Below are 23705 nucleotides of genomic sequence, written 5' to 3' on the forward strand. Positions count from 1 at the left end.
ATATTTAAAATAAGTTTAGCTGATTTCCTTGTTGAAACGTTTTATTTAGTATAAGACAACTATCCTTTTTAGGTGCAATTGCAAGGTTGAAGCCCGTATTTCCTATTTCGTTGATTTTAATCATCACATTTAGAGTGTACCTTTATTTAATATTTCTAAACTAATTTCGGAATATTAAGGCATTGCGTATTTTTTAATGGCGTCATACGCTTTACCATCACATTGATTCATTTGAGAATTTGAGAAAATTATTCTATCAGTTCCTATAAAGAATATTATTTATAGTTTGATAATAGGAGAATTGCTCCGAAATATTTTAAACGAAACTTACAGATCAACAAATTCATACTTCCCTTGTCTTAAATCAAAAAATAAAGCATAAATGAAAAACTTAAACAGGGTTCAAATCAAAATCAGTATTATTAAATCATATCAAACCCTCAAAATTAAGACGTATCATTTATAAAATACTACAGGATTCTTCTGGTTCATTATTTTTTTTACTCAAGTGCAGCAACGACCGGTTTCGCTCAAACTTTATTTTCGCAAAACTATAACTTTGTTAATGGCGCTTTTCGCAATATTTTAATGCCCCACCTATACTTATAAAACTGCTTTAAATTTGTGCGGAGAATGTTAATTTGTAATTTAATTCCAAAGTTTCTATAGAATAGTATATTATTTTTAAGTATGCTTTTTTTAAAAATTACCGAGAGTAGAATGCCAAATATCCGGAACACCATAGAGCAAGATATAGGAACATTAACCAGCAAATAGAGATTTAAAATTCTGGTATTTTTAAGCTTTTAAATATTTATGAGTGAAGTTTGTCTGTTCTATTTTAACTCTTCAAGTAAATAATGTTACATGTTTTGACATCATAATATGGGATTCTATTATATACATCTTTGCCTAAATTGTAGATAGGTAAATAACGAGATTTAAGAAATGCTTTTAAATCTTCAATATCTTTTTTAGTAGCAGGTTTGTTAGCATAAGGTGTTACAAAATCCTTTGCTATTTCTGTAACAGCAGCTCCTGCGGCAGCATTTGCAATTCCTGCTAAAGACATTTTTTCATGAAAGCTCGGCTTTTGTACTAAAACAGGTTTCTCATCTATAGTGTTTACATCTGGTACCTTCAATTCTTTAATCTGTTGGTTGTTTTTCCAGTTTAAACTACGGCAAGAGTTGCTACAGAACTTTTGCGCACCTCTTCTTTTTGGAACATAGTCACCACCACAATACTTGCAAATTTCAGTTTTTGTCATAATTATACGTAAATTAAACGTTTAATTTACGTATAATTTATTTAAGTACTTTTGAATCAATATTGAAAATACGTTTTAATAAAATCGCTTCTGCCTCAGAATCGGAAATAAGAGGTAGTTTTTTATTTTTGCTGCGCTGTGTTTTCTTATCTGTAGAAGTGGGAAGGTTTTCATGCAGCTCTTCTTGTAAATTTGAAACTCCAGGTATTACATTTTGTATATCCCTAGTATAAAAAAGTTTGGATACATGAGGCAAAGATGACTCTACCGATTTTCCGATATTAAAATTACCTTTCGGCAAAGATTGCATATCGGGATAAAACTGTTTAAGAATTGTTTCAAAATGTGACTTGTGAAAATTATATTGGAGTTTAAACAAACCTAGAATAGTGTCCTCTTGAGGTAGTACTTGGGTTATATTTTTATTCAGCCAATTTGTAATAAAATGTAAGCACTCAACCTGCTCGAAATATAATTCTAGAATGTAATTAAATTCCTGTGCATTGGAATTTGCTTTTGCATTTAATAATTGACGTGTACTTTTTTTTAATGTGCTGTCTTTAAGTATTATCATGTAATTGTCCCTACCTGTTTCGTAGCGTGTAGGTCCCTTATAATAATCTATCACTAATATTTTATTACGAAGTTTTTCGAATTCTATTTCTTTATGGTTTTCTAAGAATTCATTTGAAACTTCATTATCAGGGATGAAAAATAATAGTTCTTCCCACAGCTTTGAGATCAGGTTCTTGTACAATAGTTCCAAAGAGGTTTTATTCATGTACATTTTTTAACATTGTTGAGTAATCTTCGGGAAGTTCGGCATCTATATCCCTTAAATATTTTTCTAAGGCCGTCATGGAAGAATGTCCTGTGATCAACATCAACTTACTTTTAGCCTCAAAAGGGGAGGAGTCCTTCATTAAAGCTCTATAAACCTTAGTTATGTAGGTGTGTCTAAAGCTATATAGCCCATAATTTATTCCTAATTTAAAATGCTCTTTAACGACTTTTCTAAAGCGTTTACTGAAATAGTCTCGCCTATTATCTACAAGGGTGTCCCATTCGCCGCCAATTTTTTCCGGTGTAAATAAGACGGCTTCTTTATCCAATTTCCTGAGGTCTGGCAAATCGTTCCATAACAGCTCTGGTATAATTTTGGTTTTTAATGGGCTGTTCTTTGCTTTAAATTGTATTCGTCTATTTTTTATATCAATATCTTTTACTCTAAGTCGGCAGACTTCTATTGGTCGTAAAAAGTTATAAGAGATAAATTTAATGTAGAGTAATAGAATTGGGTCATGAACTTCTAAATATTCAAAAATTTCCTCTTGAATATTCTGGGAATATGTTTTATTACGTTCTGGTGTAGATTTTAGTTTAGGTATTTTCTTTACGAAATTTTGTTCTATGATTTCATTATCTACAAGTACTTGTATAATACTACTTAGGTCGGTTTTGTAATTATTTCTTGTTCGTGCACTATTTCTGTGTAACACATCGTTTAAGAATCCTACAACAAGCTTTTTGTTAAGCTCAGGTATGAATCGTATTTCAGGGTGATTTACTGAAAGCCATTCCAAAAGGTTCTTTATTTTGCTTTGATAATCTCTTTTGGTACTAGTGCTTACCAATTTTTCTTTTAGCTTCATTCCAAAATCAAAAGCTTCCTTTACTGTCATCGATGTTTTCCCTGGCAGTGGAATGGATTTCTCTAAATTATTATTGGTTAGATCGGCAGGAACTGCAACATTGTTTTTGCGATGTAAACTTTGGTGTAATTCTAAGTTATCGGAATAAGGATTATAACCTTGGTTCAGTAGTCTTAATAAAACTTTTCTATAGATGACCAAAACGGACATTCTATCTTCTTTGGTCTTATATTTATTTGCGTCCCCGTAGAAAGGAGTTTGACGCTTTAATTTTCCACTTTTAGGTTCCCGAAAAGAAAAATAGACATACCAGCGTTTTTTTAAATCGCCGTTTGCAGAATATATTTTAGGTGAGGAAAAGGTTCTTTTTAAAGACAAATCGTATGCACTTTCGTATTCATTTTCGTATTCAAAGGTAACTAACTCCTTAAAATTAGGCATAAAAAAACGGTTTAGCGAAAACTAAACCGTTGTTTTTAAATACTTTAAACTTAGTAGCGGGGACTGGACTCGAACCAGCGACCTTCGGGTTATGAGCCCGACGAGCTACCTACTGCTCTACCCCGCGATATTGGTTTTTATCTCACTTGTCTTCCAACTTCAGGTCATTACGCTGACGAGATAAAGGTGCGCTACTATTTGTAACGGGCTGCAAATATACAACTGTTTTTTACTTAAAACCAAACTTAGAGCAGAATCTTTTTATGCATACCCTAAAAAATCTCCAAATTCCATACCTTCGGGACTAGCAAGCCTACGTATGGATACAATTAACGATTTTATTTCTGCAGCGCTGCCCTTTACGGAGTGGCCCATGTTTCTTTTACTTATTGGAGGTGGACTTTTTCTGGTCTTCTATTCTAAATTTTTACCCTACAGGTACTTTGGTCACGCCATTGCCATAACGGCAGGTAAATATGATAATGATAAGTCAGAAGGAGATGTAAGTTCCTTTCAGGCCTTATCGGCCGCTGTTGCTGCAACAGTTGGTTTGGGAAACATTTCCGGGGTAGCCATTGCCATTCATGACGGTGGTCCGGGTGTAGTGTTTTGGATATGGGTTACCGCCCTTATCGGTATGTGTATCAAATTTTATTCCTGTAGTCTGGCCATTATGTTCCGTAGTACGGACTCCGATGGTAAATTGCAAGGTGGCCCCATGTACTATATTACACAAGGTTTGGGGCCAAAAGCAAAGCCTTTGGCATTATTTTTTGCGGTCTGTGGTCTATTCGGGTTTTTAGGTGTTTTTACGGCAAACCAGTTTACGGAAACTTTTATGAGCGTTGTGGAGCCCAATGAAACCATAGCCAATTTTGGCGATTTTAATTGGCAGTTGGGTATTGGGGTTGTTCTGGCCGTGGTAACATCGTTCGTCATTTTTGGTGGACTTACCAAAATTGCCAAAGTAGCATCAGCCATAGTTCCATTTATGGTGTTGGTTTATCTAGTGGCGGTGGTTGTGGTTATGGTTTTGAACGCTTCGCAGATAATACCTTCATTAAAGTTGATAATTACGGAGGCCTGGAATTTTAAGACCGTTGTAACCGGGGGGTTCTGGGGTCTGGTCATTATTGGGGTTCGTAGGGCTATGTTTTCCAATGAAGCAGGTTTGGGTAGTGCGCCTATGTACCATGGTCAGTCCAAAACGGATAACCCTATTAAAGAAGGGTTGGTTGCCATGCTCGGCCCTTTTATAGATACTATTTTGGTATGTACATTTACTGCCGTAGTCATTATATTAAGTGGAGCTTATTTGGAGGATGGAAGCGGAATTGTAATGACCCTTTCGGCATTTGAGACTACATTGTTCGGTTATGGCGATGTTTTGCTCATGATAATTGTTACGGCATTCGCCTTTTCTACCTTGTTTACGTATTCGTACTACGGTGTAAAATGTCTTTCTTTCTTGACCAATGCAAAAATCGGCAAGTTTTATAACTGGTATTTTGTACTTATGATCGTATTTGCGGCCGTAGCTTCTTTGGATTTGGTAAAGAACCTTATAGATCTTTCCTACGCTTTAATGGTCATACCCAATATGATTGCCGTACTTTTGCTGGCACCAAAGGTGAACAAAGAGGCAAGAAAATATTTTCAGAGGTTAAAAGGTGAGCACGGATAATTTTGAACATGAGTTTTTTGGTATCGGTATCCAAAACGGAAAAACACCGGAAAATTTAGGGGTGTTGTGGCGAACGGCACAAAATCTAGGGGCCAGTTTTATCTTCACGATTGGTAATAGATATGCCAAACAGGCAAGTGATACGCACCATGCGGTGAAGGCCATGCCTTATTTTCATTATGAAACGTTTGAAGCATTCTATGAAAATTTGCCCAAGGGTGCTATGCTGGTAGGAGTGGAAATGAAGGAAAATGCGGTAGACTTGGAAACTTTTGAACACCCAAGACGATGCGTATATTTGCTGGGTGCTGAGGACCACGGACTTTCCAATCATGCTTGTGAAAAGTCGCACCATTTGGTTCGTTTTAAATCGGTAAAAAGCCTCAATGTGGCCGTTGCCGGAAGTATTGTTATGTATGATAGGAATCTATCAAAACCGCGAATGCGTTAAAAGATAAAGTATGGGAAATCATAAATCCGGATTTGTAAATATTATAGGTAATCCCAATGTGGGGAAATCTACTTTAATGAATGCCTTTGTAGGCGAGAAACTATCTATAATTACCTCCAAGGCGCAGACCACAAGGCACCGTATTCTGGGTATTGTTAATGGCGATGATTTTCAGGTGATACTTTCGGATACCCCGGGAATTATCAAACCGGTCTACGAACTGCAATCTTCCATGATGAATTTTGTGAAATCTGCTTTTGAGGATGCAGATGTACTTCTGTACATGGTAGAGATTGGCGAAAAGGCATTAAAGGACGAAGCTTTCTTTGAGAAAATAAAGAACAGTAAGATTCCCGTTTTACTTTTGTTGAATAAGGTAGATACCGCAACGCAAGAGTTGTTGGAGGAGCAGGTGCAGTACTGGCAAGAAATGCTTCCAACGGTAGAATTGCATCCTATTTCGGCCTTGTCCAACTTCAATATTAAAAATATTTTTGAACGTATAATCGAATTGCTTCCAGAGGCGCCCGCTTATTATCCAAAAGACCAATTGACGGATAAGCCCGAGCGGTTTTTTGTTAACGAGAATATCAGGGAGAAAATCTTGATGTACTATAAAAAGGAAATTCCTTATTCCGTAGAAATAGAGACCGAAGAGTTTTTTGAAGATGAGGATATCATTAGAATGCGCGCGGTAATCATGGTAGAGCGCGACTCTCAAAAGGGTATTATAATCGGTCATAAGGGTGCTGCCCTAAAAAGGGTAGGGGTAGAATCACGTAAAGACCTTGAACAGTTTTTTGGCAAGCAGGTACATTTGGAGTTGTACGTAAAAGTCAATAAAAATTGGCGTAGTGATGCCCGTCAGCTAAAACGTTTTGGTTACAATAACTAAAACTTCTTAACTATTTGGTAGCGTTCTTTTAAACATTGGTTGTTTTTTAGCTAACCTTAAAGTGATCCTGAAATTTCATCTTTGGCGATTAATAACCAAACTTGAAGATGAAAAATTTTAGAAGTATTTCACTTGCCCTAGTGGCACTTACAGCTTTTTCCTGTGAGAAATTAGAAGACTATGTTGGTCACCCGGATGAGGAACCAATCGTAAACACATCAGAACTTACTTTTACAAAGATTGGAGGATTCGTAAATGGCTCCGGTGATGAGGGCTTCGCCGAGATTAGTGCGTATGATTCCAAAACCGGTAAGTTATTCGTGGTAAACCCTGTGGAGACCGAGGTTTCTGTTTGGGATATTTCCGAACCTACAATTCCATCTAAACAATCTTCTATTTCCTTAAGCGGAACACCTAATAGCGTTGCGGTTCACGGTGGTCTTTTGGCCATAGCCGTAGAGAACAGCAACAAACAGGCAGATGGTACTATAGAGGTTTATGAAACAGAGACTATGGCTTTGACAAATTCCTATCCTGTTGGTGCATTGCCGGATATGGTTACATTTAGTCCTAATGGTAAGTATATTGTTTCCGCTAACGAAGGGGAGCCAAATGATGATTATACCGTTGATCCGGAAGGCTCTATTTCGGTAATAGATGTAGAAAACGGTAAGGTAAATACGTTGGCTTTTACGAGCTACAACGGTCAGTCTATAGGTAATGATTTTAGGGTTTTTGGTCCCGGTGCTACAGTTGCCCAAGATATTGAACCGGAATATGTTGCTGTTTCCGATGATAGTAAATATGCCTATGTTAGCTTACAGGAAAACAATGGTATGGCCGTGGTGGATCTGACCACAATGACCTTGACCGATGTTTTTGGTTTGGGCGTAAAGGACCACTCACTTCCTGAAAATGCTTTGGATGCAAGTAACAAAGATGATATTGTTGGAAACTTTAAAACATGGCCGGTTCTAGGGTTTTATATGCCCGATGCTATCACTTATGCCAAAATTGGAGGTGCAGGTTACATCATTTCTGCTAACGAAGGAGATTCCCGTGATTACGATGGCTATTCAGAAGAGGAAAGAGTAAAGGACCTGGAATTGGACGCAACGGTTTTTCCAAATGCAGAGCAACTTCAAGCTGATGAAAATTTAGGTAGATTAAAGACTACAACGGCCAATGGTGATACAGATGGCGATGGCGATTTTGATAAAATCTATTCTTACGGTGCACGATCGTTCACGATTTGGAGCCCTCAGGGCCAAATGGTTTATGATAGTGGTGATGATATAGGAAGAAGAACTTTGGAAATTGCACCTGCATTGTTCAATAATGATGAAGGTGAAGCAGATGGTAGAAGTGATGACAAGGGTGCGGAACCTGAGTCTGTTACTACCCTTAAAATTGGTGAATCTACATTGTTGTTCGTAGGCTTGGAAAGAACCGGTGGCGCTATGGTGTACGATATTAGCCAGCCTTCGGCTCCTGAGTTTTTAAAGTGGATTTTCAATACACAAGATGTTGCTCCAGAGGGACTTTTGGTAATTCCTTCCGATGAGTCTCCTAACGGTGAAAACCTTTTGGTAATAACCAACGAAGTATCAAATACCGTTTCTATTTACGAGATAAAATAGTAGGTTTCAACAGACTATAAAGACAGAATCCCCTAATTTCATTTTGAGATTTGGGGATTCTCTTTTTAATTTACTTACGATTAGTGGTTTAGAATTGCGATTCCATCGGGATTAATACTATTTTTGCAGCAAATTTAAGGAAGTATGAGTGCTATTGTAGCCGTTGTAGGGAGACCAAATGTAGGGAAATCCACGTTTTTTAACCGTTTGATTCAAAGAAGGGAAGCTATTGTTGATGCCGTAAGTGGTGTTACCCGTGACCGTCATTACGGAAAAAGTGATTGGAACGGAAAAGAATTTTCATTAATAGATACAGGTGGCTACGTACAGGGTAGCGACGATATTTTTGAGCAGGAAATAGATAAGCAGGTAGAACTTGCCATTGATGAGGCCGATGCCATTATTTTTATGGTAGATGTTGAAAGTGGTATTACGGGCATGGATGAAGATGTAGCCAATTTGCTCCGTAGGGTTAAAAAGCCAGTATTTCTTGCGGTGAACAAAGTAGATAATGCCAAACGTGCCGAAGATGCAGTAGAGTTCTATGCGTTAGGTTTAGGTGATTATTATACGCTGTCCAGCATTAACGGTAGCGGTACTGGAGATCTGTTGGATGCTTTAGTAGAAGTGCTTCCTGAAAGTGAAAAAGAAGAAAGTGAGTTGCCAAGGTTTGCCGTTGTAGGAAGACCTAATGCCGGTAAATCATCGTTCATAAATGCTTTGATCGGTGAAGATAGGTACATTGTAACCGATATTGCCGGTACTACAAGGGATAGTAGCGATACAAAATACAACCGTTTTGGTTTTGACTTTAATATAATTGATACTGCAGGTATCAGAAGAAAGGCCAAGGTAAAGGAAGATTTGGAATTTTATTCCGTAATGCGCTCCGTTCGTGCTATTGAACATTGCGATGTTTGCTTGTTAATGTTTGATGCCACACGTGGTTTTGATGGTCAGGTGGAAAATATTTTCTGGTTGGCACAACGAAATAACAAAGGTATTGTGGTCTTAGTGAATAAATGGGATTTGGTGGAGGATAAGGAAACCAATACCATGAAGGAATATACCCAGCGTATTAAACAGGCCATGGAACCTTTTGTAGATGTGCCGATTATCTTTATTTCGGCATTGACCAAGCAACGTATTTATAAGGCTATTGAGACGGCCGTAGATGTGTATAAAAATCGTTCCAAAAAAATTAAGACACGTCAGCTTAATGACGTATTGTTGCCTATAATTGAACGCACACCACCACCTGCTTACAAGGATAAGTATGTAAAAATCAAGTATATTACACAGTTGCCAACAAACTACCCTCAGTTTGCGTTCTTCTGTAACCTACCCCAATATGTTCGGGAACCTTACAAGCGCTTCTTGGAGAATAAATTGCGGGAAAACTTTGATTTTAACGGTGTTCCCATTACTATTTATATGAGAAAGAAATAGGGATAGACATTTAATTATCCTCTTTTAGAGACTTATATAATCCCCATAAACAATTTGGTTGGTCTAAATGGTTTATGGGGATTTTGTATATAGGGACTAAATATAGTTCCAGCTCAGATCTGTAAATTGATGAGGTGTTTGTTTAAACCAAAATATATCGGTTATTAACCCTCTTTCCATCATCAACTTCAGGTAAAGTATGGGAATCGAGATAGAGCTAAAAGATTACCATCCGCCTGAAGCACCACCGCCTCCGAAGCCACCACCTCCGAAACCGCCACCAAAGCCACCGCCGGAACCTCCTCCAAAACCACCGCCTCCAAAGCTGCCGGAGCCTCCACTACGGCCCATGTTACTTAGAATGATAATGTCCCAAAGGTCTAAGCCTCTTCCGCGTTTGCCTCCGTTTCTGCCACCACCTCCTCGTTTGTTTCGGTTGGATAGAATGATAAGAATAATGAAGAAAATAATAAATGGTAAAAACTGTCCCAAAGGAAAGCCACCGCCATCGTCAAACGAACGCTCTTCTTCAAACTCCCCATTAAGAGCTTGAAAAATGGCATCAGATCCCGCGTTTAGGCCTCCGTAATAATCGTTTTGTTTGAACTTGGGTAGAATGGCCTGGTCAATAATTCGGCGAGACAGGGCGTCCGTAAGCCTTGATTCTACGCCGTATCCTGTGTTAATGGCTATTCTTCGGTCGTCTCTGGCCAAAAGTATCAATATACCATTGTCCTTTTTATCTTGGCCAATTCCCCATTTCTCGCCCCACTGAGCCCCAAGAAAATTGATGTTCTCTCCTTCCGTAGAGCTAATAATGGCAACAACTATTTGTGTAGACGTACTGTCCGAATAACGAATTAATTTCTGCTCTAGCGCCTGTTTTTGACCACTACTCAATAGATTTATGTAGTCGTAAACACTGGTCTGTAACTTAGGCATGTCCGGAATTTGAAATTGAGCCGTGACCAGACTATAGCAACAGAGTAAAATGATGAGTAGACTACCCCTTAGATACTTCATTGCTGAGTTCATTTTTATCGCCGCGCTGCCAAGGAAAATGGGCTTGGAGTTCTTTGCCGGCTTTTAAGATACCATCTATGATACCTTGCTTAAAGTTTCCTTTTTTAAATTGGTCTTGAATAACATCTTTGGTAGTATTCCAGAAATTTTCCGGTACCACCTTATGAATGCCGCTATCTCCGTAAATAGAGAATTTTCTATCGTTTACGGCAACGTATATCAAAACTCCGTTGGCTTCTTTGGTATTGTCCATTTTTAAAAGTAGAAACACTTCTTTGGCCCTATCCATTGGGTCTAGCCGCGTATGGGGTTCAATATGTACCCTGATTTCGCCAGAAGTGTCTTTTTCGGCTTTTATTATGGCCTCAACAATTTCTTGCTCTTCCTCTGCGGTTAAAAATGCTTCTACTCTGGACATATCTTAATTGAAGTCGAATTCTACGTCCGGTGCATTTTCAGAACCAGCATCTGCTTTGTACCGAGCCATATCTTCAAACCCGAAAATGCCTGCCAAGAATGACCCTGGAAATTTAGAAATGTGTATATCGTAAAGGTTTACGGTCTCATTAAACTTGTTTCGTTCAACGTTTATACGGTTTTCAGTACCTTCTAACTGTGCTTGTAGTTCAAGAAAGTTTTGGTTTGCCTTGAGCTCTGGGTAGCGCTCTACAACTACCATTAATTTACTAAGTGCACCTGTAAGTCCGCTTTGTGCTTGTTGAAAAGCGGCCATTTTTTCTGGTGTTAGGTTATTGGCATCAATAGAGGTTGAGGTAGCTTTGGCCCTTGCTTCAATTACATCTTTTAAAGTGCCACGTTCAAAATCTGCGGCGCCCTGTACGGTTTTTACCAAGTTTCCTATGAGGTCGTTTCTACGTTGGTAGGCACTTTCAACATTAGACCAAGCTGTTTTGGCATTGGCTTCTAGTTCTACTGCGGTATTGTTAAAGCCTACGGCCCAATTATAAAGACCAAAAGCAATGACTCCTAGTACTATAAGAACAATTAATCCTTTTTTCATTTTAAAAATATTAGGTTATAGTTAATGTGTTGCTGTAAGCAAAAAGTGTATTTGGAATATTAGACCACAAAGTTGTGCAATTGTTACAACTGCTCTTTAATTTTGGTCAATTCGGCCTTAATTCGCTCTAATTTATCAATAATATCAAAGTTATTGAGCGTTTTTTGACGGTTTTCCTTTAAGTGGATTTTAGCGCCTTCCAAGGTAAAGCCACGCTCTTTTACCAAGTGGTAAATGAGCTTTAGATTGTCTATGTCCTGTGGGGTGAACTTACGGTTTCCCTTTGCATTCTTCTTGGGTTTGAGCGCATCAAATTCTTTCTCCCAAAAACGGATAAGGGAAGTGTTTACACCAAAGGCCTTGGCGACTTCGCCAATACCGTAATACCTCTTTTCTGGAAGTTCTATTTGCATTAATCCAAAGATTGATTTTCTTGTGCTGCGTATTTCAGCATATTCTCAAATTCTTCTGCGGTCAAACTACCATAGTAGAAGTTTATGGGGTTGATGCGTTCTTCATCTTTCCAGACTTCATAATGTAAATGGGGAGCTTCCGAACGGCCTGTATTTCCTACAAAACCAATAAGATCTCCGCGTTTTACTTTTTGACCTTTTTTTACATTGTACTCGCTCAAGTGCCCATAAAGCGTCTTGTAGCCATAGCCGTGGTCTATACGAATGTGCTTGCCGTAACCGGATGAACCGTTATCGGCACGAATGACCTTACCATCTCCAGGGGCGTAAATAGGAGTGCCTTTTGGAGCGGAAAAATCCATTCCCCTATGCAGTTTACGTGCTTTTGTAAACGGATCCGAACGCCAGCCAAAACCGGAAGCCATACGCTTTAGACTTTCGTTGGTAACCGGCTGAATTGCCGGAATGGCCATTAGGAATTTTTCTTTTTCTTCGGCAAGTTTTGTGATTTCATCCAATGATTTGGATTGAATGGACATCTGTTTCTTAATAATGTCAAGTCGTTTTGTAGTGGCAATTACCATTTCGGAATTATTAAAGCCTTCCAAAGATTTGTAACGGTTAACACCTCCAAAACCGGCTCTTCGCTGTTCTTCCGGAATAGGGTTAGCCTCAAAGTACAAGCGGTAAATATTATTGTCGCGCTCTTCTATATTGGCCAAAACCTCTTCTATCTGGCCCATTTTTCTATTCAAAAGCTCAAATTGAAGCTCGTAATTTTTCACTTCACGTGCTAGCGAAAGTTCCCTTGGAGTATTGATCAGGTTGGTATTCATTAAAAATACCAAACACATGAGTCCAAATAGAAATGACCCTACAAAAAACAGGGCAATATTACGATAGCGCCTAGATTTTTTAGGTTCTATCTTGCGATATGAAAGTGTATCCGGATCGTAATAGTACTTTACCTTAGACATGAATCTATTTTATCCTATTTTTGTGACGTTTTACTGGGATAAACAAATATAGAAATACTTTCCTTTAAAACGTTAATTTTTGTAAAACCTTATAATTCTCTATGACTTCCAAGGAAATCCGATCTCAATTCTTAAATTTTTATAAAGAAAAAGAGCATAAAATAGTTCCATCTGCCCCTATGGTCATTAAAGATGACCCCACGCTAATGTTCACAAATGCGGGTATGAACCAGTTTAAGGAGTTCTTTTTAGGGAATAGTATTGCCAAGAATCCTAGGGTCGTAGACACCCAAAAGTGTTTGCGGGTAAGTGGTAAGCATAATGATTTAGAGGAAGTGGGCAAGGACACTTACCACCATACCATGTTTGAAATGTTGGGCAATTGGAGTTTTGGCGATTATTTTAAGGAAGAAGCGATTTCTTGGGCATGGGAGCTGCTCACGGAAGTTTTGAAAATTGATAAGGATTGTTTGTATGTTTCAGTTTTTGAAGGAAGTAAAGATGCCGATAATTTGGCGTTAGATACCGAAGCTTATGATCTATGGAAAGCCATTGTGCCGGAAGACCGGATTATTCTAGGAAATAAGAAGGACAATTTTTGGGAAATGGGTGATCAGGGGCCTTGTGGCCCTTGTTCCGAGATTCATGTGGATATTCGCTCTGCGGAAGAAAAAGCAAAGGTTTCAGGAGCCTCTTTGGTAAATGCCGATCACCCACAGGTAGTTGAAATATGGAACTTGGTTTTCATGCAATACAACCGTAAGGCAGACGGTACTTTGGAGCCGTTGCCGGCAAAACATGTAGATACGGGAATGGGGTTTGAGCGTCTGTGCATGGTGCTTCAAGGTGTGCAATCCAATTACGATACAGATGTTTTTAAACCTATTATTCGTGAAATTGAGACCATAACCAATAGCAAGTATGGTAAAGATGAAGAGACGGATATTGCTATTCGTGTAATTGCGGATCACATTCGTGCGGTGTCTTTTTCCATTGCAGACGGGCAGTTACCAAGTAATACGGGAGCCGGATATGTAATCCGCCGTATTTTAAGACGTGCCGTGCGTTACGGTTTTACGTTTTTGAATACCAAAGAGCCCTTTATGTACCGTTTGGTAAGTGTGCTTACGGAGAATATGGGGGAAGCTTTTCCTGAGTTGAAGGAACAGCGTCAATTGATAGAAAACGTTATAAAGGAGGAAGAACATTCATTCTTGAAAACCTTGGAACAAGGGTTGGTTCTTTTAGATCAAGTAATTGCAAATGTAAAGGGTAAGGAAGTAGATGGAAGAAAAGCTTTTGAACTGTACGATACTTACGGATTTCCTATAGATTTAACCGCACTGATTCTTTCTGAAAAAGGATTGAGTTTGGATGAAAAAGGTTTTGAGGCGGCTATGCAAGAGCAAAAGAACCGTTCAAAATCGGCTTCGGAGATTTCTAAGGATGACTGGGAAGTGCTTTCAGGAGATTTGGAGCAGGAGTTTGTTGGGTATGATGTGCTCGAGGCCAATGTAAAATTGGTGAAGTACAGAAAAGTAACTTCCAAAAAGGCCGGTGAGCAGTATCAATTGGTTTTTAACCTAACTCCTTTTTATCCTGAAGGAGGTGGACAAGTAGGGGACAAGGGCTATTTGGAGATGCCCAATGGCGATGTAGTCTACATTCTGGATACCAAAAAGGAGAACAACGAAATTATCCATTTTACTAAAAATCTTCCGTCAGATACAAGCGGAACATTTAAAGCAGTAGTGGACAGGAAACAGCGCGAACGTACGCAAGCAAACCATACGGCTACGCACTTATTGCACCAGGCTTTACGCGAAATATTGGGCACGCATGTAGAGCAGAAAGGTTCTGCTGTACACTCCAAGTATTTACGGTTTGATTTTTCTCACTTTTCAAAAGTAACACCAGAGGAACTACGCGAGGTAGAAAACTTCGTAAATGCACGTATAGATGGTCAGTTGCCTTTTGTGGAGCAAAGAAACATACCAATGGAAGACGCCTTGAAAGAAGGGGCTATGGCCCTTTTTGGAGAGAAGTATGGTGATGCTGTGCGAACGGTGCGTTTTGGTCAGTCTATAGAATTGTGTGGAGGTACCCATGTTAAGAATACGAGTGAAATATGGCACTTCAAAATTAAGTCGGAGGGAGCAGTGGCTTCGGGAATACGCCGAATTGAAGCGATTACCTCTGATGCCGTAAAGGATTTTTATGCTGATAATGATAGGGTCCTTGTGGATATAAAGTCCTTGCTGAACAATGCCCAAGACCCGGTGAAAGCTGTCTCAAACTTACAAGATGAAAATGCCAAATTGAAAAAAGAGGTAGAGGCCTTATTGAAGGATAAAGCAAAAAACCTAAAAGGCGATTTAAAAAACGAACTGGAAGATGTGAACGGGGTTCAGTTTTTGGCCAAGAAGATTGACTTGGATGCCGCAGGAATAAAAGACCTTTCTTTTGAAATGGGTCAGAACCAAGATAATCTATTCCTTCTTTTTGGAACGGAGCAAAACGGAAAAGCATTATTGTCTTGTTACATTTCTAAAGAACTAGTGACTTCAAAGGATTTGAATGCGGGAACCATTGTTAGGGAATTGGGGAAATTCATTCAAGGTGGTGGCGGTGGCCAGCCTTTCTTTGCTACCGCAGGAGGCAAGAAACCCGAAGGAATTGATGAGGCATTGGCCAAGTCAAAAGAGTATTTAAAGTAACATACTAGAAAGCCTCGCTAATTATGGTGGGGCTTTTTTCTTTTGGGGTAGACTTGACTAATCTTCAAAGGAATCATAATTCACGGTCCATTGTTGATGAAGAGGAATGTGTTCTATGGGTTTAGAAAATATTAGATAAATAAGGGTAAAATTCTTCTGGGTTATTTTTAAGACTTGATAGGTGGCTGACCGTTGTCTTTTGCTTTTTGTACTGCTATTTCTGCTTTTGGCAAAGTTAACTTAAAGGTGGTTCCTTTTCCAACGCCGTCAGACTCGGCAATTATGGTTCCCCCATGCGAGACCGCAATTTTCTGGACCATATAGAGTCCTAAGCCTGTGCCTTCTGTATTCTTGTGAAAGCGTTCAAATGGTGTAAATAGGTTTTGTAAGGCATGCTCGTTCATTCCTAATCCATTATCACGTACTAAGAAGCTGTTTGTGTCACCATTATCAATATAATCTATAGCTATTGTTGGATTTTTTTGGTCACCCATATATTTGATAGAGTTGTCCAGGAAGTTGCAAAAAATCTGGGTTATCCTTTTGTGGTCACCATAAATTTGGGGTAAATCGTTCGCAATAATAAGTTCAACTTTTTCTTTGTCTAGTTTTCCTTTGATCAAATCTTTGGATAAACTCAATATATCATTGGTGTTCAACAGTTCGTTTTTATTTTCGACTTTACCCAATTCCGCAATTTTGGTAATATCCGAAATCAATGCGCTCATATTATCGCAGGAAATATCTATTAAGTTTAGATATTCTTCTACCGTCTCAAAATCTGCAGTCTCAATAGACATGGACATAAGGCCGGCAATTCCTTTAATATTGTTAAGCGGACTTTTTAGGTCATGGGAGACGGCAAAGGTAAATTGTTGAATCTCTTTGTTCTTAGATTTTAAGCTATTTGCGGCTTCCTCTAGTTTGTTTTTTTGAAGCCTTAATTCTTGGGTACGTTCCGCTACTTTTTGAACCAATACTTTTTGATTTTTCCGGAAATTTCGGACTTTGAGGTAATAGGCTAGATATAGCAATAGTAGAATCAATACGACCAATAACAATCGGAACCACCACATTTGCCAATAGGGTGGGGTAATAGTCAGATGTAGCTTTAATTCATTGTCTACCCAAACACCATCAGAATTGGTAGATTTCATTCGTAACGTATATTCTCCCGGGTTGAGGTTGGTATATGTGGCACTGGGATTGTTTCCTACATAATTCCAATCTTTCTCAAACCCCTCTAAATAAAAGGCATAGTCAACACTTTCTGGGTGTCTCATGGTAAGCGCCTTAAAATCAATATTTATTACGGATTGATCATGGTTGAGGATAAGGGAGTCAACTTGGCTAATATCCTTCTCTAAAACTCCAAATTCATCATTGGGCAGAACTGATTTATTGAAAATTTTAAGGTCTGAAATAAACAGGGCGAGTTTATCTTTTCGCTTAATAACATCCTTGGCCGTAAAAATGTTAAACCCATTTACGCCTCCAAAAATATATTCTCCTTTACTGGTAACCAACGAGGCGTTAGGGTTGAATTGGTTGGCCTGCAGACCATCAACTACCCCATATTCCATTGTTTTTTCGTTACCCGTATGGTATCTAATAATACCTTCCTCCGTACTTAACCACAGATGTTTATTCTTATCATCTATAATTTCTTTAATAGCATCATTTTTAAGTCCGTTTGATTTGTTGATTATCTCAAAAGAATCCTTTTCAGGTACGTATTTGTTAAGTCCTCCTTGGGTACCGACCCAAATGGTATTTTCGGTATCCTGTATGATAGAGTTGACAAAATTGTTGCTTAACGAATTTTTAATGTGATAATGGGTGCTTGTCCAAGTACCATTGTTTTCTGATAGTTTAAACAAGCCGGAGTTAAGAGTGCCTATCCAAATATTACCTTGGTTGTCTTCAAATATGGTGTTTAACGAATTTATTTCCGTACCATCTACTTCAGAGGTCAGGGTAATGTCTTCATGTTCGTCTGTCTTAGGGTTAAAAACCTGTACACCCGTAAAATAATGGACAATCCAAATACGACCACTTTTATCCTTTAAGAGGTTAACTACAATATTGGATTTCAAAAAGGAATTCTGGGTGTTTAATTCTTCGTACTTTTTACTTTTCGTATCAAAGATGAGAATACCATTGGTCCAAGTGCCAACCCATAATTCGTTTGGTTTTGTCTGGAGCAATGAAAGCACTACATCACTGCCAAAATTTTCGCTTTTTATTGAGTAATCTTCAAACGTATTTAAACTTCTGTTCCAATAGTTTAGTCCACCACCATCCGTTCCTATCCATATATTACCTTTAGAATCTTCATTAAAACAATTTACCAGCTTGTTGCTTAAAGATTTGGGGTTTAGTGGGTCTGATGTAAAGTGTTTAAATTTAAATAGTTCTGGGTCATGGTAATTTAGGCCACTTCTATACGGGGCTACCCACATAATACCATTGCGAGTGTTTAGCAGTGCCCAAATGGAGTTGCCCGAAATGGAATTAGGTTTATAAACACTATGTTCTATATGTTGGAGCTGTTCTAAATTTTTATTGTAGATGTAGAGGCCGTTGTTTTCTGTACCTATCCACAATTGGTCATTGCTGCTTTTGGTTAAGGAGCGGATACAATAACCTGGGCTTACAACCTTTCTTTTGGTATGTATTTTTAAATTCTTATCTATCTGTAGTTCTACGAGAGATCCGTATAGGGTGCCCAGTAAATATTTGTTTTTATCTATGGTGGTAGCCGCAAAGATTTCATCTGTTTGCTGATGTCTGCTCTGGATTTCCATATCCTTGTTTATTACCAGAATATTGTAAGTAGTAATAACCAACATATAATCGCTGGCCAAGGGCATTATTTGAAGAACTCTATCTATACGTTTGTTTTTTAGTTTTACATAGTCATTTGGAAGTTTAAGGTGTTTTATCGCTCCAGTTTCGGGTTGATACCTATATAGTCCGCTTTTTTCCGTGCCCAGCCATAAATAACCATGTAGTTTTGTTACCCCTTGAAACCTTTTGGATTCTATTTCCTTTCCCTCTTTCTTAAATGGATATGGAACAACAAGATTTAAACTACGGTCGTATAAACTTAAGCCATCATTGGTGCTTATGAGTATATTTTCACCGTCCTCATATAAAGAAACTACATATTCGTGGGTAAGTCCCGTTACACTATCTAATGTTTTGTTGAATATTTCAAAATCCTTACCATCGTACCTGTTCAGTCCATTTCTGGTTCCGATCCATATAAAACCGTAACTATCTTCTAAAAAGACCGTAGCTGTACTATGTGATATTCCTTCTGTAATGTGTTGAAAATCAAAGGATGTTGTTTGTTGAGATCTAACCGTGTGTATGGAAAGAAAAAGAATAAAAAACGTAAAAATCTTACAACAATACTTTGAAAACATTTTTAGGCCGGTGTAGTATATTTATTTTAACGTATTTAAAGGTAAGAAATTACGTCCAAAAATAATTTGACACCAAGTTTTATTTATAAAACAAGAAAAGAGTCTAGATGTTATATAAAATTCGCTGATTTTTATAAATTTCCCTGTCAAACTAATGGGCTATCTTTAACTTTGAAATTAGGCATGGGCTACAGTTTTTGTGGATTGTTCTGTGGCGTAGATATTAAATTAAGTATGACTATATTTTCTTATCATTTGGCCAAAATACCATTTTCTACGGCCGTAAAAGGCGTATTCTCAAATCCTGTTCCTAAGCTTACAAAAGGTTTGATTCATGCGGAATATATGTCTTCTATGACATTGGGTTCTGCTATTGTATCCCCATCAAGATTTTTAATTCGGGAGGTAGTGGTCTTTGCCCAATGGGAAAACGAAGATGCTATAGATGATTATTTAGAAGAAGAGAAATTTGGTAAAATTCTAGCTAACGGCTGGCATGTTCGCTTGTCTTTTGTGCGAGAGTGGGGAAAATTTAGGGACTTTAATATTCCGGAACATAAATCTGAGTTAGATGGTCCAAATTCTCCCGTAGTAGCGGTTACGATTGCGAGAATGAAACCCTTTGAAATCCCACGGTTTTTACATTGGGGCAGACCTGTAGAAAAGTTGGTCCGTGACCACCCGGGAACTACGCTTTCTTTGGCTTCATTTAGATTTCCCAATACGGTATCCACATTTTCTATTTGGAGAACGGAGAAAGAAATGACAGATATGGTGCGTGGTCATAGTAAAGTGTCTAAACCCCAAAGACATGCGGTTGCAATGAAAGAAAGAAAAAGGAAGAGTTTTCATTTTGAATTTACCACTCTGCGTTTTAAACCCATCTCGGAATCTGGTTCATGGGAAGGTCAAAGAAATTTTGTTCCTAATCTTAAAGTAGATTAAATGGGGCTTGCTATTCTTAAGCAAAACGTACAGGATTGGATTACCCAACAATGGGTTATCCTATTTGGGGAAAAAGTTGATGAAGATACTAGTAAGTGGCTTCTGGGACCTTTTGGAACAAAAAACGGAATTGGAGAAAAGTTCATTCAAGAGCTGGCGCATAAGGAAGAGTTGAATCAAGATAAAAGTACCCATGCTAAAGGTATATTGCAATCCATTAATCAACTTAAACTACCTCAAACAGAGTTGGGTAAATTGTCCAAAAATGTAATCGATTTTTATGAAAATACAAGTACTTATGATCTTGACTTAAAAGTGAAATGGAATCCCTTCTTTAAAGGGTTTGGTGTACTTTTACGCCTATTGTTCAGTAATAGAATTGAACAATTAAATGTGCCTATTAAAAACAATAAAGGTTCCAAGGCAATGACAAGTGAAATCATTTGTTTGTTGGATGGGCAAACAAAAAAAGTAAAACGTACCATTTGGCTAAGAACCTTTAAAACCTCGGGGCAAGTGGTGTATTCTGGGGTTTATGAAACCTGTACTATTCCAAAAGGGCAGACTTGTGTAAAAGCTATATTTCCGTTGCCCAATGGTAATGCTACGGTTATTTTAAGCCCAAGTGTGGGAAAGAACGGTGAATTAATTTTAACCTCTTCGGGGAAAACAATTGGTGATAGTGGATTTTATTTTTTACTGAACGATTCCAAGGGAAATAAATGGACTAAGTTTATTTCATCATTTAAAGATAAACTGGTGGTTAGTTCAGAAAATGGAAGCATTAAAGCAATACAGACCTTAACTTTGTGGCGATTTCGGGTTTTGAGTTTTGAATATCAAATCAATAAAAAGCATTCATAGTACTAGGCAGGGCGTAGTCATATAAATAATATACCAATAGAAAAACTAAAACGCATATTGAACAGTATTCTTCCTATTACGGAAGAGGATTGGCAAGATATATTGCCTTACCTCTCAGTTGTTGGGTTTGAAGAAGGTGAACAGTTGCTCTGTCCGCCCCAAATATGCCGCTTTATTGCGTTTATCAATTTGGGGTCTTTGCGGTCTTACCATATAAATGACCAACTGGTAGAAACGAATTTGTTGTTAAGATCCGCTAATGAGTTCATAACGGACTATGAGAGCTTTGTAAGTCAACAGCCCTCTACCTTGTGGATACAGGGCATAGAAAAAGGGGAAGCTATTTTTTTGGATAGAACTGGCCTGTATTCTCTTTACGAAACCTCTTTTTACTGGAATAAATTTGGGAGAATTATTAGCGAGCAGATATTCGTAAATAGTAAACGGAGAACGGAACAACTGCTATTTTTAAATCCAACGGAGCGGTATTTGCTTCTCATGAAAAATCATCCTGAATATTTTCAAAAGTACGCTTTAAAACATATTGCGAGCTATTTGGGTATAACACCACAATCATTAAGTAGAATTAGAAATCAGGTTTCAAAGCATTAATTACCCAAAGTTAAGTCGTGATGTTATTGAGATGTTGGACATTTGTTTGAATAAGAAACAAGGGAATTGGTATTTAAAAGAGCAAGCTTATGGTAGTTATGATATTATCTTTAATTCTGTTTTTAATTTTTGTTGTCTTGGGCGGTTTTCATTTCTATTGGCTCTTTGGAGGGCTTTGGGGACTAGAAAAAGCTATTCCTACAAAAGATGGGTTGAGCTCTTTAGCAATTCCCAAAATAGCGACATTCTTTGTAGCAGTTGTATTAGTTTTATTTGGTTTGCTATATCTAATAAAATCAGGACTTCTGACTATTGATGGCCCAAATTGGATTATAAATTATGCATATTGGTTTATTCCTTCTCTTTTTATTTTACGGGCGATAGGCGAATTTAAGTACGTTGGTCTTTTTAAGAAAATAAAACATACCACATTCGCGAATGCAGATTCAAAAGTTTTTATTCCTTTATGCCTAGCAATTGGTATAATGGGAATACTGGTTTAATATCTGAGTTGAAGGAATTGAAAATCCTCTAAATTGGACACTATCTTTGAGTGGTAGAAAAAAGCAACAAATTAAGATGAAACTCCAAACCCAAATACCTTTACAAAAGGCTCAAAACCAAATTGACTATGAAAGTAGGTTAGTGTTGTTGGGTTCCTGCTTTTCGGAGAATATTGGGCAAAAATTCAGTTACTTTAAATTTCGCGAACTTCAGAACCCGTTCGGTATTTTATTCCACCCGTTGGCTATTGCCAATTTGGTCTCTCGTGCCGTATTGGGGAAGGTCTATACGGAGGAGGATGTTTTTTTTCACAATGAGCGTTGGCAGTGCTATGATGCCCATTCAGATTTAAGTGCGGTTTCCAAAGTAAGTCTGCTTAATGCCTTAAATGACGGAATTGAAAAAACTGCAAATCATCTGAAACAAGCTACCCATATTTGCATAACACTGGGTACGGCTTGGGTGTATAGACATACGGAAACAGATGCAGTGGTAGCTAATTGCCATAAAGTTCCTCAAAAACAGTTTTCAAAAGAGCTGTTGAGTATTGGGGAGATTACAGCTAGCCTGAGCAGTATTATAGCATCGGTAACATCTATGAACCTCAATGTACAGTTTGTTTTTACCGTATCGCCAGTGCGTCATATAAAAGATGGATTTGTAGAAAATCAACGTAGCAAGGCACATTTAATAGCTGCTGTTCATGAAGTGATTGAAACTGCGAAGCTAAAAGTAGATTACTTTCCTTCGTATGAAATTCAAATGGACGAACTGCGAGATTATCGCTTTTATAAAGAAGATATGGTCCACCCAAACGCATTGGCGGTCAATTATATTTGGGAAAAGTTTAAATTGGTTTGGATTACGGAAGAAGCCCAAAAAACTATGCTTCAGGTAGATGCTGTTCAGAAAGGACTCCTTCATAGGCCTTTTTACCCAAAATCGGAACAACATTTAAAGTTTTTAAAATCCTTGGACGTTAAAATATCCAATCTTCAAAAGCAGTTTTCGTTTATGGATTTTTCAAGTTAAGATTCAGGGTGTTAGAATCCGCTTTCCGTTTCGTCAATTTCAATATGTATTGTAACTTCATCTTATGAAAAAAGTATTTGTAGGCGTCTTGATTACCTTGGCCGCTGTTTTGGTTTTTCGTTCGTGCTCAGAAGATAGGGAGGAAAAATCCATCCTTGAAGAAAACAGCATGCTCATACAGACACAAATAGACAACGTAAGTAAATTAATAGTTACCGAAGGTCACTTTGCGGAAGTCTACAATTACAAAGATTCTAAGATGCTTTTTGGGCCTTTTATTTCCGCGGAAAAGAAAGCGTTGGTCGTGGTAAATGCCGATGTTACTATTGCCTATGATTTAAGTAAAATTAATTTTGAAGTGGATGAGGCAAACAAGACTTTACACATCAAAAGCATACCGGAGCCGGAAGTAAAGATCAGTCCGGATTTTGAGTATTACGATGTTACTTCGGACTATTTAAATATGTTCGATGCCAGTGATTATAATAAAATCAAGAAAAACGTAAATGCTTCCCTAATGAAAAAAGTAGAAGCATCGGCTTTAAAAAAGAACGCTGAAAACCGTCTGATCAGCGAACTTCAGAAATTCTATATTTTAACCAATTCCATGGGATGGTCTCTGGTCTACAATGGTCAGCCGGTAGAAGAGAATCTGCCCCAAATACTTTTCAAGGATTAGATTTT

21 protein-coding genes and 1 tRNA gene are annotated in these 23705 nt (G+C 38.0%); 12 read left to right on the top strand and 10 right to left on the bottom strand.

What is annotated here, in order from left to right; all coding sequences use genetic code 11:
- Positions 1 to 841 precede the first annotated feature (841 nt).
- The 4 genes from H9565_RS05200 to H9565_RS05215 form a co-directional block, all read right to left on the bottom strand.
- Entirely contained in the window at positions 842 to 1270 is a 429-nt protein-coding gene (locus tag H9565_RS05200) for a hypothetical protein (RefSeq protein ID WP_215438121.1), read from the bottom strand.
- A 37-nt stretch (positions 1271 to 1307) separates the two neighbouring features.
- Positions 1308 to 2051 (bottom strand): hypothetical protein, encoded by a 744-nt coding sequence (locus H9565_RS05205; protein ID WP_073240418.1) that lies wholly within the window; start codon positions 2049 to 2051, stop codon positions 1308 to 1310.
- Entirely contained in the window at positions 2044 to 3363 is a 1320-nt protein-coding gene (locus H9565_RS05210) for a tyrosine-type recombinase/integrase (RefSeq protein WP_215438122.1), read from the bottom strand. The genes H9565_RS05205 and H9565_RS05210 overlap by 8 nt, the downstream gene beginning before the upstream one ends.
- Positions 3364 to 3417: 54 nt before the next feature.
- Positions 3418 to 3490: transfer RNA gene (locus tag H9565_RS05215), tRNA-Met, on the bottom strand.
- Between the two features lie 192 nt (positions 3491 to 3682).
- Between H9565_RS05215 and H9565_RS05220 the strand changes: the two genes are divergently transcribed.
- The 5 genes from H9565_RS05220 to der all read left to right on the top strand — a co-directional run bounded on the left by H9565_RS05220 (position 3683) and on the right by der (position 9482).
- Positions 3683 to 5047 carry an alanine/glycine:cation symporter family protein gene (locus H9565_RS05220; RefSeq protein ID WP_215438123.1) on the top strand — a complete coding sequence of 455 codons (1365 nt, stop codon included), beginning with the start codon at positions 3683 to 3685 and terminating at the stop codon, positions 5045 to 5047.
- Positions 5034 to 5498, top strand: a complete 465-nt coding sequence (locus H9565_RS05225; protein ID WP_215438124.1) for an RNA methyltransferase — start codon at positions 5034 to 5036, stop codon at positions 5496 to 5498. The genes H9565_RS05220 and H9565_RS05225 overlap by 14 nt, the downstream gene beginning before the upstream one ends.
- Positions 5499 to 5508: 10 nt before the next feature.
- Positions 5509 to 6393, top strand: a complete 885-nt coding sequence (gene era / locus H9565_RS05230; RefSeq protein WP_215438125.1) for a GTPase Era — start codon at positions 5509 to 5511, stop codon at positions 6391 to 6393.
- A 107-nt stretch (positions 6394 to 6500) separates the two neighbouring features.
- Complete coding sequence (locus tag H9565_RS05235; RefSeq protein ID WP_215438126.1) at positions 6501 to 8033, top strand: choice-of-anchor I family protein; 1533 nt, start codon at positions 6501 to 6503, stop codon at positions 8031 to 8033.
- A gap of 144 nt (positions 8034 to 8177) precedes the next feature.
- Entirely contained in the window at positions 8178 to 9482 is a 1305-nt protein-coding gene (gene der, locus H9565_RS05240; protein ID WP_215438127.1) for a ribosome biogenesis GTPase Der, read from the top strand.
- A gap of 225 nt (positions 9483 to 9707) precedes the next feature.
- Here the strand turns inward: der and H9565_RS05245 are convergent, their stop codons facing one another.
- The 5 genes from H9565_RS05245 to H9565_RS05265 all read right to left on the bottom strand — a co-directional run bounded on the left by H9565_RS05245 (position 9708) and on the right by H9565_RS05265 (position 12916).
- Positions 9708 to 10505 carry a TPM domain-containing protein gene (locus H9565_RS05245; RefSeq protein ID WP_215438128.1) on the bottom strand — a complete coding sequence of 266 codons (798 nt, stop codon included), beginning with the start codon at positions 10503 to 10505 and terminating at the stop codon, positions 9708 to 9710.
- Complete coding sequence (locus H9565_RS05250) at positions 10486 to 10923, bottom strand: TPM domain-containing protein (RefSeq protein WP_215438129.1); 438 nt, start codon at positions 10921 to 10923, stop codon at positions 10486 to 10488. The genes H9565_RS05245 and H9565_RS05250 overlap by 20 nt, the downstream gene beginning before the upstream one ends.
- Positions 10924 to 10926: 3 nt before the next feature.
- A complete protein-coding gene (locus H9565_RS05255) occupies positions 10927 to 11526 on the bottom strand; it encodes a LemA family protein (RefSeq protein WP_215438130.1) in 600 nt (199 codons plus the stop codon).
- Between the two features lie 83 nt (positions 11527 to 11609).
- Positions 11610 to 11939, bottom strand: a complete 330-nt coding sequence (locus H9565_RS05260) for a MerR family transcriptional regulator (protein WP_215438131.1) — start codon at positions 11937 to 11939, stop codon at positions 11610 to 11612.
- Positions 11939 to 12916 (bottom strand): M23 family metallopeptidase, encoded by a 978-nt coding sequence (locus H9565_RS05265; protein ID WP_215438132.1) that lies wholly within the window; start codon positions 12914 to 12916, stop codon positions 11939 to 11941. Before H9565_RS05265 ends, H9565_RS05260 begins: the two co-directional genes overlap by 1 nt.
- A 101-nt stretch (positions 12917 to 13017) precedes the next feature.
- Here H9565_RS05265 and alaS point away from each other — a divergent pair, with 101 nt between their 5' ends.
- Positions 13018 to 15633, top strand: a complete 2616-nt coding sequence (gene alaS / locus H9565_RS05270) for an alanine--tRNA ligase (RefSeq protein ID WP_215438133.1) — start codon at positions 13018 to 13020, stop codon at positions 15631 to 15633.
- A 167-nt stretch (positions 15634 to 15800) separates the two neighbouring features.
- On the opposite strand, the gene H9565_RS05275 is transcribed toward alaS, so the two are convergent.
- Positions 15801 to 19064, bottom strand: coding sequence for a ligand-binding sensor domain-containing protein (locus H9565_RS05275; RefSeq protein ID WP_215438134.1), 3264 nt, complete (start codon positions 19062 to 19064; stop codon positions 15801 to 15803).
- 234 nt (positions 19065 to 19298) lie between these two features.
- On the opposite strand from H9565_RS05275, the gene H9565_RS05280 reads away from it, so the two are divergent.
- The 6 genes from H9565_RS05280 to H9565_RS05305 all read left to right on the top strand — a co-directional run bounded on the left by H9565_RS05280 (position 19299) and on the right by H9565_RS05305 (position 23700).
- Positions 19299 to 20009: a hypothetical protein gene (locus tag H9565_RS05280; RefSeq protein ID WP_215438225.1), complete on the top strand. Its 711-nt coding sequence runs from the start codon at positions 19299 to 19301 to the stop codon at positions 20007 to 20009.
- Positions 20010 to 20873, top strand: coding sequence for a hypothetical protein (locus H9565_RS05285; RefSeq protein WP_215438135.1), 864 nt, complete (start codon positions 20010 to 20012; stop codon positions 20871 to 20873).
- 57 nt (positions 20874 to 20930) lie between these two features.
- On the top strand, positions 20931 to 21485 hold the full coding sequence (locus H9565_RS05290; protein ID WP_215438136.1) for a Crp/Fnr family transcriptional regulator: 555 nt from the start codon (positions 20931 to 20933) through the stop codon (positions 21483 to 21485).
- A gap of 89 nt (positions 21486 to 21574) precedes the next feature.
- A complete protein-coding gene (locus H9565_RS05295) occupies positions 21575 to 21988 on the top strand; it encodes a DUF3995 domain-containing protein (protein WP_215438137.1) in 414 nt (137 codons plus the stop codon).
- A gap of 76 nt (positions 21989 to 22064) precedes the next feature.
- On the top strand, positions 22065 to 23021 hold the full coding sequence (locus tag H9565_RS05300) for a GSCFA domain-containing protein (RefSeq protein WP_215438138.1): 957 nt from the start codon (positions 22065 to 22067) through the stop codon (positions 23019 to 23021).
- A 64-nt stretch (positions 23022 to 23085) separates the two neighbouring features.
- Complete coding sequence (locus H9565_RS05305) at positions 23086 to 23700, top strand: DUF4230 domain-containing protein (protein ID WP_215438139.1); 615 nt, start codon at positions 23086 to 23088, stop codon at positions 23698 to 23700.
- The last annotated feature ends 5 nt before the right edge of the window (positions 23701 to 23705 follow it).

This window comes from Zobellia russellii (assembly GCF_018728565.1).
Taxonomy (GTDB): domain Bacteria; phylum Bacteroidota; class Bacteroidia; order Flavobacteriales; family Flavobacteriaceae; genus Zobellia; species Zobellia russellii.